Source organism: Sphingobacterium hungaricum (assembly GCF_015210005.1).
Classification (GTDB): domain Bacteria; phylum Bacteroidota; class Bacteroidia; order Sphingobacteriales; family Sphingobacteriaceae; genus Sphingobacterium; species Sphingobacterium hungaricum.
In genome coordinates this window covers 260,773-273,247 of sequence record NZ_MU158698.1, presented here as the reverse complement: position 1 = coordinate 273,247, position 12,475 = coordinate 260,773, and the positions used below count along the sequence as shown (strand labels likewise).

Genomic DNA, 12,475 nt, shown 5'->3' with positions numbered 1-12,475 from the left:
AAAAGTTACCTTAATTTTAGGACGGTACTTTTGAATCAAATACATTTTATGCGATTCAACTATACTTACCTCCTTATTTTTATTACTTGCATTCCCATAATTTCTTCCGCTCAACAAGCAGATGCTGATCGGGTTTTTTCTCCTGTCGAAATCGAAAGTTTGTTACTGAGGAATAATATCCAGCTATTTGCTGCAAAGTACGATGTCGACATGGCGCAAGCTGAAATTCTTCAAGCCAAAGTCTGGCCTAATCCAAGCCTTGAAATTTCTGAAGTCAATCTATGGGCTAACAGTACCAGCGAACAGTTGCCAAGGCTGTGGCGTGATTATGGACATACGCAGCAATTCGCGTTAGAATTGGAACAGCTTGTTGAAACTTCGAATAAACGCAAGAAGCGCATTTCGATCAAAGAACTTGAAAAAGTAGATACTGAATTAGCTTTCGAAGAATTATTGCGCTCGTTGAAATTAGAACTGCGGACTTCGCTGATCGAGTTGGATCGCTTGCAAAAGCAAGAAACGCAAGTGCATTATGCCGTCAGTTATTTCGAACAGTTAAGCGGACAATACAGCCGCCAGTCTGAGAACAAAACTGTTTCTAAAGCCGAATATTATCGGATTCAATCTGAACTTATCCAACAAAAAGAACAGTTGGTCGACTTACGGAGCGAAAAAGCAGAACTGCTATCCAAGATCAATTTATTTGCGGGATTGCCACATGGATCGATTAGCCGAATCGACTCAAATCAACCTATTGCGTTTGAGCAACAAGCTTTCCTAGAAGCCAAAGAAAATATTTCTGAAAATAGAGTCGCAATCAAACGCGCGTTGAACAGACAGCAGTTAGCAGAGCGCACGCACCGCTTAGCGAAAGCAGAAGCGGTTCCTGATTTAAACTTTATGGTCAATTACGATCGCGGCGGTAACATTATGCAAGATTTCGTGGGATTGGGGTTGCGTATTGATCTTCCTGTCTTCAACCGCAACAAGGGAAATATTCAGGTTGCACAGCTAGCTATCCAACAGGAGCAGAAAAATACAGCCTATTTAAAACAGGAGATCGAAAATGATATCGACCGGCAGATCCAGCAGCTTTCATTTTACGAACAAGCATTGAAAGAATATCCGCCAGAGGCGATCGAGTCTTACCAAATGATGATGGACAATTACCAAAAGCATTTGAATAATCAGCAGATCACCTTATTGGAATTTATTGACTTTTCAACCTCTTTTCTCGAAGCACAGCAAACCTTTTGGAACCTGCAAGAGAATTACCGCAAACTTTATCAAGAACTACAATACAGCTTAGGCACAGATTTATAATTATGAAATTGCATTTTGTTTACGCGCTCGGCGCGATCTCCTTATTTTCTTGTCAATCAAAACCAGCCGAAGAAACTACTGCTGCCGTAGAGAAAAGCTATTGCATCAGCGAAACCTTAAGGAAAAATACGCATCCGATTCCTTTGGAAGAACAGGCGATTTATGAACAGTTGACATTGACTGGAAAAGTATCGTACAATGAAAATGATTTAGTCGCCTTCAAAAGTTTATTGGAAGGGATTGTCGAACAGGTGAAGTTTGAACTCGGTGACCGAGTGCATAAGGGACAAGTTTTGGCAACGGTGAATTCCATTCAGATCCAAGACCTCTACCAACAGAAAAGTTATTCCCAAAATCAGATTGACCTGTTAGAAAAAGTATTGAAAAATAAGCAGACGCTATTGGCAGATGGAATGACTTCATCGACTGATGTGTTAGAGACAGAACATGAATTGGCCAATGGCCGATTGGAACTCGATAAAATCAATCAAAACCTTAGCTTATATAGGGCTTCGGATACCAAAGGACAATTTCAGATCATCGCGCCCAAAGACGGTTTTGTTGTGCAAAAAAATATGAGCGTCGGGCAATCGGTCACGAGCGATGAAGGTCCTTTATTCGCTATCTCAAACCTAAATCAGATTTGGGTCATGGTCAATATCTATGCAAATAATCTGCAATACATTAAAGAGGGCGATGTGGTGAAGGTAAGAACCTTAGCCTATCCAGATGAATTGTATGATGGAAAGATCGATAAGATTTACAAGGTCTTTGATGAAAACGAACATGTGCTGAAAGCGCGCGTTGTCTTGGAAAACAGAAACATCAACCTAATGCCGGGCATGTCAGCAGATATCTTGATCCATAAAAATAACAGTACGGGCAAAGGTTTCGCCATTCCACGAAAGTCGGTCGTATTTCACAACAACAAAGAATATGTAGTTGGGTACAAAGATGATTGCAATCTGCAGATTTTCCGCATTGAACCTTTTGCTTCCAATGAAGAAATGGTTTACATAAAAGAAGGTTTGGCTGATTTCACACAGATTGTGGATGCGAATGCTTTGTTGCTTTTTGAAGAAATAAATAAATAAGAGGATGAAGAAGTTTGTACAAAATATTGTTTCATTTTCCTTAAAAAATGCATTGCTGATTATCTTCCTGACAGTAGCGCTGCTCGCTTCTGGAATTTACAGCCTAATGCATACTGCCATTGAAGCCTATCCCGATGTGACGAATACGCGCGCGCGCATCATTACGCAATGGCCCGGAAGAAGTGCCGAAGAGATTGAGAAGCTAGTGACTTTGCCGGTTTCTAAAGTCATGAATACCATTCCGAAGAAATCCAACGTGCGTTCGATTTCTTTATTCGGTCTGTCGGTTGTCACAGTTCTATTTGAAGATGATGTGGATGATTTTTATGCGCAGCAATATGTTTCCAGCCGTTTATCGGATGTGGATTTGCCGGATGGGGTAGAAACTTCCATCGAACCACCATCGGGTGCAACCGGAGAAATTTTCCGCTATGTCATCAAGAGCGATCTGCCGATCAAAGAAATTACGGCATTGCAAGATTGGGTAATCGAGCGTGAACTATTAAGTGTTCCGGGTGTAGCTGACGTTGTCAGTTTCGGAGGCGAGGAAAAAATCTTTGAGATCAAGATTAATCCGACTGCATTAAAGAGTTTTGACCTATCGCCATTGGATGTTTACGATGCGGTTTCCAAATCCAATATTAACGTAGGTGGAGATGTGATCGAGCAGGGCGATCAAGCTTATGTTGTTCGCGGTGTCGGCTTGCTGGATAAGATTGAAGACATCGAAAACATCACCATTCAATTAAATGGATCGACCCCTGTATTGATCAAGAACATTGCGGAAGTCGAGATTTCGGCTAAGCCTCGATTAGGTCAGGTCGGCTACAATGCAGAAGATGATTTAGTGGAAGGGATTGTTGTGATGTTGCGTGGCGAAAATCCATCGGAAGTGATCGAGCGCTTAAAAGATAAAATCAAGGAACTGAATACCCGTACCTTGCCTGAACATGTGCAAATCGAAACGGTAGTTGACCGGACTAAATTAGTCGATAATACCGTACATACAGTATCTAAAAATTTGGTTGAAGGTGTGCTTTTGGTGGCCTTGATTGTCTTTATCTTTTTATACAATTGGAAATCCACATTTATCGTCGCTTCGGTTATTCCTTTGGCCTTTTTGTTTGCGATTATTATGCTCAAAATTCAAGGTTTGCCGGCGAACCTGATTTCGATGGGATCGCTTGATTTTGGTCTGTTGCTGGAGGGGACACTGGTCATGGTCGAAACAGTTTTCGTCGCTCTTGCTACCGTTTCTCACAAAGTCGGGCCAGCGCGCTTTGCCAAAATGAGCAAAATGGGCATTATCAAGCGGAGTGCGGGTAGTGTTGCATCCTATATTTTCTTCGCATTGCTAATTTTAATTGTGGCACTGTTGCCGATATTTTCTTTTCAGAAAGTTGAAGGCAAGATGTTTACTCCTTTAGCATTTACACTTGGTTATGCATTGTTAGGCTCTCTTCTCTTGAGCTTGACTTATGTGCCAGCCATGTGTAAACTGCTGTTCACAAAGGATATGGAAGAGCGTGAAAACTTTATTTCAAAGTTTTTCATCAATAATGTCTACAAGCTGTATCAGTATGCTTTTACCTATAAGAAAACGACTATTGCGCTATTTGTCGGTGTGCTGGCTATATGTGCGGTTAAGTTCTCTCATTATGGTTCTGAATTCCTGCCTAAATTAAATGAGGGTGCGATCTACATTCGGGCGACCTTGCCCAATAGCATTAACTTGAAAGAATCGACACGCCTGACTAAAGAAATGAAATCCATGCTCTTAGCAGATTTCGAAGAAATCGATTTTGTGCTAACACAGACCGGCCGACCGAATGATGGAACAGATCCAACAGGCTTTTTCAATATTGAATTGAATGTGCAGCTTAAAGACCAATCCGATTGGGCACGCAAGGTAAGCAAAGACGATATTATTCAGGAGATTCGTGGGAAGTTGGATGCATATCCGGGCATTAATTTTGGTTTTAGCCAACCGATTCAGGATAATGTCGAAGAATATGTAGCGGGTGTGAAGAGCGCGTTGGTCATTAAGATTTTTGGAAATGATTTATACGATCTGGAAGATTATGCCAATCAGGTCGCGACAGCGATTCGGAAAGTAGATGGCATTACGGATTTGAATGTATACGAAAACATTGGCCTGCCGGAATTGCGGATTCAGCTGCATGATTCTAAAATGGCGAAATATGGCGTGTTTACGGCTGATGTTCAGGCCGTGATTGCGATGACAATCGGAGGGCAGGCTGCGACTACATTCTATGAGGATGATCGGCAGTTTGATGTTTTGCTACGCTTTGAAGAAAACTACCGCGATACGCCAGAGAAGATTGGAAATATTTCCATTCCAACATCCAATGGGCGTTCGGTCCCTTTGCAGGAAATTGCAACGATTTCGTATAAAACTGGGCCTGCCTTTATTTACAGAGAAGGAAATAGTAGATATATTGGCGTTGGATTCAGTATTGAAGGGCGCGATTTGGGAAGCACGATTGCAGAAGCAAAACAGGTCGTAGCAAATGAGGTAAAACTGCCGAAGGAAAACTACATGGAATGGGCAGGGGAGTTCGAGAGTAAAGAGCGCGCCAGCAAGCAGTTGATGATGGTCGTACCTGTATCACTGCTGTTGATTTTGGTATTGCTTTACAGCAATTTTGGGAATTTTAAAGACACAGGAATTGCCTCGCTGACCTTGCCTTTTGCCTTTATCGGCGGATTTCTTTCGCTATGGATGACCGGAACGGTATTTGGGATTTCGGCAGGTATCGGGTTTATTATTCTTTTTGGTGTCGCCACCATTGATGGGATTGTATTAATAGGTGTGATGCGTGAAAACCTGAAGCAGAAAATGCCCTTATTGGAAGCGATTTCCATTGGCGTCCGAAGCCGTGTCCGTCCCGTAATAATGATAGCTTTAATGGGTTCGATGGGTCTGCTTCCGGCGGCTCTGTCGACCGGAATGGGTTCGGAAATACAAAAGCCCTTAGCGATTATGATCGTCGGCGGATTACTATTCTGTTTGGTGCTTTCATTTACCGTATTGCCAATTGTGTTTTATTGGGTTTATAAAAAAGAAAAGGCAATTTAAATTGGAGACTCTTCGTTTCACTCAGAGTGACATATACAATATAGAGCGACAAGGATACAAATTGTCATTCTGAGGAGCTAAATTTTGTTTGCAAAACTTTTGGAACATGATGACAATGTTTTGCTGATTGATATTTTGTTGCGTAAGACCTGCAGATAGTAAAGTATGTGGAACAAAGAATAAAGTTCAGATTATGCTTTATTTTAAAGCCTCGTTAGAGGCGGAATGTTTGTAGAGATAATTAGAAGAATTAAATGCGTGCCGTAGGTACGCAATCCAATCGAAAAGATTTATATGGCTTCAAAATAAATTGTTGCGTATCTACGGCACGCTATTATCATTACGTATTTTTTTCCTACAAACATTTTGCTCCTACGGAGCAAGTTAAAAAGCAATACATTTTCCGCTCAATGTGCCGTAGGCACAACCGCTTTGTAGTAAAAAACCAGCGAAATATTTTGTGCCGTAGGTACAATCCTTTTCCAAAAGGAGCGTACCTACGGCACGCATATATTTATCAATTAATCCTGTTACAAAGCGGTAGCTCCTACGGAGCAATATGTATACTGCTTAGCCAGTATTAAATCTGTCATTGGTAGCGTAGCGAAGAATCTATTATTTAAATTAATCCAAAAATCCTTCAAGTCTCATTTTTGCAAAAGTCCATTAAAACTACCTGAAAATGCTAGGTTTTCACCACCAAATAACCTTCAAACTTGATAAATAAATCAATTTCTTCTTTAACATAACCTTATGGTCTTCTCACAAATGCCTTTTTGATGTCTTAAGGAAGCTAGCTAGCCTTTCCTTGAAGTTCTAATAGTCTTATTAGAACTTCTGATTTATAGACTAAAACTTCTAATGGCCAAACAGATGCTTCTTATCTTCACACAAGAAGTTCTAATAGCTTCATTAGAACTTCTGATGGTCACGAAATAACTTCTAATGCTCGCAATAATCCTTCTAACATAAGCATTAGAACTTCTGATGGTGACGATAGAACTTCTAACGCGTATATAAGAAGTTCACATAGTCATACTAGAAGCGCTAGATAGTTTAGAAATTGTTGTTTAATGCCCTTCTAACCTACTTCTGCTGAGTTTGCAATTTTTAATAAAAATAAAATATTCTATATTTTTCTTTTCAAAACTTTCCTTTACGGTATTAAATGACCTTTAAAATAGATAAATCTTGCATATTGAATTACTTTTTCATTATGAAGCAGTATACGTCAGCTGTGAGCATAGCAATATATCCACATATCAAATCTTTAATTAATTATTAAGAAATTATAAAATAATTTTGAAATATTAAAATTTATTTTTAATTTGGTTCTTAGTTAACGATATGCAGTCTTGCCTGTGTATGGACTGCTATCTATTGGAAAACATTTAATACTAAATTATTATGCAATGTACGTGCGAATTTTTGAGTTATTCCATTGATAATTTTGGAAAAACGATGCTGGATGTCATTAAAAAACAAAAAAACAACCAGACTTACAAAGACGAATGGCCGAATATTACCTTGCTTGAGCCCGTTTCGGAAGCCTTTTTTATGTATGTTGATGAAGTTGAAAATAACAAACAGCGCAATTCGATTTCGAATCGCAACAATGAGCGAACGAAAGCGGAAAACATTTTAAGAGATAATGTAAAAGGAGTGAACAAGCTTGCGCATGGGGATGAAGCTATCTTAAAAGGATGCGGATTGCCTACTACCAAAGTAGGCGCAAAAGCAAAAGTTCCGCTTGTGCCAATCACTGAATTTGAAGTAGGCTACACAGCACGAATGGGCGTATTCAAAATTAAATTTAAAGCACAGCACTCGATGAATAAAGCATCGATTTATTTTACGCCTATCAATCCTGCTGGTCAAACCAATGTGAACTGGTCAACTTCCGATCATTACAAATCTAAATTTCTATTTGAGTCAGGCCTGACTTCAGGAACCATCTTTTTAAAACTGGTGCTGTTTGCCGACAATAACGACATCGTTGAATCTACTGTATATGAATTTGCGATTTCTAAAATTGGTATGTAAAGAGATTTCTGTTGGATTAATTATGAAAGCCTTAAAGAGAGATTTTTAGGGCTTTTTATATATTCAATGAACGGTTTTAGGAATGGCATACTCTAGAATATAGAGTAAATTTAGCTAGTAAATCTTACCCAGATGAAAATCATATTGACCCTTTTTTTAATTGCTCAGGCAAGCTATTTGTTTGGGCAAGAGCTTCCTGTAGGAAGCGCCAAGAAAAATCCGCCATCAGATTGTTACCAAGTATTTACCTTGAATAAAATCAACAATCGCTTACGGGACCAAGATGGTAAATACCTTACTTATGTGCTTTCCGAACCGCAGGTAAAGGCATCATATCGCAGTGGGCGGAAACAACTTATGCTGGATTTAAATTCACTGCTCAATGAGAAGCCTTTTAAAGAGACAAATGTCAAGCTAAATACGGTTGCGGTTTCTTTTTTGGTCGACTCCAAAGCTCGATTCGGACGCATGAATACGCAAGAGACAGAAAATTCTATCGATAGTTTGCTTGTTGAGAAATTAAAAAAATTAAGTTGCAACTGGATTGCTGCGAATTACAATGGCCGCGCAGTAAGTTCGTCGCTAAAATATGGCTTTGTCTATGAATATAAATGGGCAGGCGGTTCCAAGCATATTGAAAACCTGCGCATGCAAATAAAAGAAATTCTGATTTTGGAAGTCGAGCAAGTGTTAAAAAGACCTGATTAATGTGCTACCTAATTAATGTGCTATTGTAATGAAGACACAAATTGTCAATCTGAGGAGCTAAATTTTGTTCACAAAACTTTTGGAACATGATGACAATGTTTAGCTGATTGATGTTTTGTTGCGTAAGACCTGCAGATAGTAAAGTATGTGGAACAAAGAATAAAGTTCAGATTATACTTTATTTTAAAGCCTCGTTAGAGGCTGAATGTTTGTAGAAAGAATTAGGAGAATTAAATGCGTGCCGTAGGTACGCAATCCAATCGATAAGATTTATATAGCTTTAAAATAAATTGTTGCGTACCTACGGCACGCTACTAACATTACGTATTTTTTTCCTACAAACATTTTGCTCCTACGGAGCAAATTAAAAAGCAATACATTTTCCGCTCCATGTACCGTAGGTATAACCGACTTGTAGCAAACATCTTAGCGAAATATTTGTATGATAGGAACAATCCTTTTCCAAAAGGAGCGTACCTACGGCACGCAATTCTACAAATATTTTGATGCTATAAAGCGGTAGCTCGTACGGAGCATATTAGAAAGTGAGGGCATTGCTCCGTAGGAGCGACATATTTGTAGCAAATAATACGGACAGCAATTAGCGATCCGTAGGTTCGCAACAGTTTGTACAGAAATTCTATCGGTTCGGGGTTGCGTACCTACGGCACGCTTTAAATTCCCTTAAAATTCCTACAAATATTTAGCCTCTACGAGGCTTTAAAGTATATACCGCTGTTCGATATCTTCCGAAGGGAGATGTCGAACTTAGGATAAATCGGGATTTGTAATCCCGAAAGACTAGTCTATTTGCGGATTGCAAATCCGCATTTATCAAGTATTCAAGATCACCCTTCGGAACATCCAGAATAGCATAAATAGCATAAACATTTTCGCATTTTATATACGCACACGCGAAACGCATGCGCTAGCGAAATGATTAATACCCAGAAAGGTTTTTTACTTTTGAATTTTTACTTTTTACTTTGAAAGGTTTTTACTTCGAAATCCTTAGTGTTCCCCCTTCGGGGGTTAGGGGGAGTGCCACCCACTAATTTGACAAACCTTGCTGTTTAGCTTTAAGGATTGCTTCTGCACGGCTGGCAACATGCAGTTTTTTGTAAATATGTTTGATGTGCGTTCGTACAGTTTCATAGCTGATAAAGGCTAGATCGGCGATTTTTCGATAATTATGGCCATCGACCATCAGCAGTAAAATCTCTTTTTCTCGTCCGCTCAGATTGTATTCTTCGTCATTGGGCTCGACCAGAATAATGTTTTGGCGAACAAAAAACTGCATGACTTTATGTGCAATAGAGGAAGACATAGACGCACCTCCATAGTACACTTCTTCCAAGGCCTGCATTTGCTTTTCAGGCGCATCTGACTTTAAAATGTAGCCAGAAGCACCAGCACAGAGTGCATTGAATATTTTATCGTTATCATTAAAGACTGTCTGGATCAGGATTTTTACGTTTGGAAACGCAGAGCGGATAATTTTAGTAGCCTCAATACCATTCCGTCCAGGCATTTCGATATCCATCATCACGACATCAGGACGGCTGAATGCGACATCAGCTTCGACCTGATTCACATTGGCAAATGTTCCGGTACAGCTAAAATCCGGATGACTGTTGATGATTGTTTGCAACGCATCGCGAATAAGCTTATTGTCTTCAAATATGGCAACCTTGATTTCCATGGTTCAAATTTTTATAAATATCTACCTTTCTGTTGCTAAAAACCATCCCCCTTTAGGTGATTTTGCAATTCAGCTTAATGGTCGTTCCTTGATTTGGCGAGCTGTCAATCGTAAGTTTAGCATCGATTTCTTGTGCGCGATGTTCCATGTTTATCAGTCCATTCCCATAAATTGCAGAACTCTTTTCAAATCCCTTTCCATCATCTTTTATCAGAAACTGAATGGCATTTTGCGAAGCAATGACTTCAATCTCCAACCGTTGGCATTGGCTATATTTAACTGCATTGTTGATCGCTTCTTTGCAGATCAGGTAACTGTTCTTGCGCTCCTGCATCGATAATTTTAAATCACCTAGCGATTCGGGAATAGCGAATTGCAGATTTATTTCCTTAGCTGCAGTCAGCTGCAAAGCAAATTCTTTTAAGCGGAACAACAGGGCATGCAAGCTATCATGCGCAGGGTTAACAGCCCAGACAATGTCATTCAGCTTAGCGACCATTTCTCCAGCATTGTCTTTGATTAGATCCAATGAAGCGTCGACATCCTGATGTTGCTGTTTTTTAATTTGCTCCTTCGTAATGTAACTGTACATCGCAATTCCACTTAGTGTCGCGCCTACTTCATCGTGGAGGTCTTGACTGATTTTCGTTCGAAGATTAGCTAGGCGCAAACGTTGCAAACTGTAATAGCGATAAGCTATAAATCCAATGATGCAGAGCAAAAAGACAAGCAATACCAAATAGAGGCGTGTGTTTGCGAGGCTTTGTTTGTTCTTCGATTCTGCCAGCTCGAGATTAAAGATCAACTTTTCGTTGGAAAGGCTCGTCGAGAGGATGCTTTGGATCTGCGTATTATTTCGTTCGTAAGTTTCTTTTTGGATTTGGGTTTTCAGCCCCAAGGCATGAATTAGCTCTTCCTGCTTTCCAAACTTCTGATAGATTTGCAAGGCATTTTCAAGAAATAGCATGCTGAAATAATCATTAAGCTGTGGGTATTTTTTGAGCAGTTCAAATCCTTGATTCAATACCGATAATGCTAAGTTTTCGTTACCGGCTAATGACGCACATTCTGCCAAGCCTCCGAAACTGGTAAGTTCCACATCGAAATCATCGCCTTGAATCGACAGTACATTGGCAAGCTGAAAATATTTTCTGGCACTATCGATGATCGGTTTATGGATAAATGCCATTCCAAGATTTAAATGGGCGATAGCAATTCCACGATCCTTATTGACTTCTTTTGCTTTCAATAGAGACAATCGGCTATTTGCAATCGCGCTATCGGGCTGGTTGAGCTTTTCGAATGCTTCGGCCATGTTTCCATAAATGTGATGGGGCATAGACAGATCATCATATTTAGGCGGATAAGGTGGCGGATGAATATGGCGGAGCCCTTTGCGGAAATAGCGCAACGCATCTTCGGGTCTGTTGCTGTTCAAATAAAATAAGCCAATGAAATTGCAGGCATCGGCAATCAATAAACTATCCTTGAGGAGCGTTGCAATGTTTTCGCCCTTTAAGGCTTCTTGCAACCCTAACTGATGCAAATTGTTGTAATAATAAACCTCGGCCTGCCTTGACGTTAATAGATAAGAAAATAAGGAAGGTTCGCTATAGCTTAGTTTCAAGTAAATGCTATTCAGCCAAACCTGTGCCGAATCGTATTGGTTGGCTTCCATGTAAGCATTCGCATGATTGAATGCTTCCTGAATAAGTGCCTGATCCTTCCGATCCAGTTCCGCTGAGCGAGTCGGCTGTGCAAACAGCGCCAAAGGGAAAAGAAAAAGGAACAATAGGCAATAATTCATTGTTAAAGATAGTAAATTTGAGGATTCAAACCAGTGTTGTTAGGCTTGGATTTTTTTCCCTTCGGGGAATGAATGACTAATTTAAAGAAATCAAAAAATGGACTATACGTTTAGGAAAGCGAATCCAGAAGATCAGGATGCAATCTGGTCAATTCTTCAAGAAGGCATTTTAAGAAGAAAGAAAGACGGGAGCAATCAATGGCAGGATGGCTACCCAAATGCCGATGTAGTGAAGGATGATATTGAGAAGGAAATAGGCTATGTCTTGGAATCGGGAAATGAAATCGCAGGTTACAGCGCGGTTATCATCAATGACGAACCGGCTTACGCAGATATTCAAGGGAAGTGGTTAAGCGATTCGGATTTTGTCGTTGTGCATCGCATTGCGATAGCCGAAAACCATACTGGAAAAGGATTGTCCAAACAGATTTTGCTGTCTATTGAAGATTTTGCCAAAGACAATGGGATTTTCAGCATCAAAGTCGACACCAACCATGACAACGTGGCGATGTTAAAGATATTTGAGAAACTAGGATATGTTTATTGCGGAGAAGTTTTCTTCAGAGGATCTGCAAGAAAGGCATTTGAAAAAGTAATCGTGTAAGCCAAAAATAAAAAAGACTGCTTCGTTTCGAAGCAGCCTCATTTGGATGGTTGTTTTTATAGAATAGATTGAAAATAATGTTTGTTCCATTCGC

At 39.9% G+C, this 12,475-nt stretch carries 8 protein-coding genes; 6 read left to right on the top strand and 2 right to left on the bottom strand.

From position 1 onward, the window contains the following. Positions 1–48 precede the first annotated feature (48 nt). From C4F49_RS04315 to C4F49_RS04295, 5 genes are all read left to right on the top strand, one after another. Complete coding sequence (locus tag C4F49_RS04315) at positions 49–1,323, top strand: TolC family protein (protein WP_196934653.1); 1,275 nt, start codon at positions 49–51, stop codon at positions 1,321–1,323. Between the two features lie 2 nt (positions 1,324–1,325). Beyond that, positions 1,326–2,417, top strand: coding sequence for an efflux RND transporter periplasmic adaptor subunit (locus C4F49_RS04310; protein WP_196934652.1), 1,092 nt, complete (start codon positions 1,326–1,328; stop codon positions 2,415–2,417). Between the two features lie 4 nt (positions 2,418–2,421). Next, entirely contained in the window at positions 2,422–5,517 is a 3,096-nt protein-coding gene (locus tag C4F49_RS04305; RefSeq protein WP_196934651.1) for an efflux RND transporter permease subunit, read from the top strand. Positions 5,518–6,924: 1,407 nt separating this feature from the next. After that, a complete protein-coding gene (locus tag C4F49_RS04300; RefSeq protein WP_196934650.1) occupies positions 6,925–7,560 on the top strand; it encodes a hypothetical protein in 636 nt (211 codons plus the stop codon). A 132-nt stretch (positions 7,561–7,692) separates the two neighbouring features. Further along, positions 7,693–8,268, top strand: a complete 576-nt coding sequence (locus tag C4F49_RS04295) for a hypothetical protein (protein WP_196934649.1) — start codon at positions 7,693–7,695, stop codon at positions 8,266–8,268. A 1,051-nt stretch (positions 8,269–9,319) separates the two neighbouring features. Here the strand turns inward: C4F49_RS04295 and C4F49_RS04290 are convergent. Both C4F49_RS04290 and C4F49_RS04285 read right to left on the bottom strand, forming a co-directional pair. Next, entirely contained in the window at positions 9,320–9,970 is a 651-nt protein-coding gene (locus tag C4F49_RS04290; RefSeq protein ID WP_196934648.1) for a response regulator transcription factor, read from the bottom strand. 52 nt (positions 9,971–10,022) lie between these two features. Beyond that, positions 10,023–11,777 carry a tetratricopeptide repeat-containing sensor histidine kinase gene (locus C4F49_RS04285; protein WP_196934647.1) on the bottom strand — a complete coding sequence of 585 codons (1,755 nt, stop codon included), beginning with the start codon at positions 11,775–11,777 and terminating at the stop codon, positions 10,023–10,025. Between the two features lie 97 nt (positions 11,778–11,874). Between C4F49_RS04285 and C4F49_RS04280 the strand changes: the two genes are divergently transcribed. Next, positions 11,875–12,381, top strand: coding sequence for a GNAT family N-acetyltransferase (locus C4F49_RS04280; RefSeq protein WP_196934646.1), 507 nt, complete (start codon positions 11,875–11,877; stop codon positions 12,379–12,381). Positions 12,382–12,475: the final 94 nt, after the last annotated feature.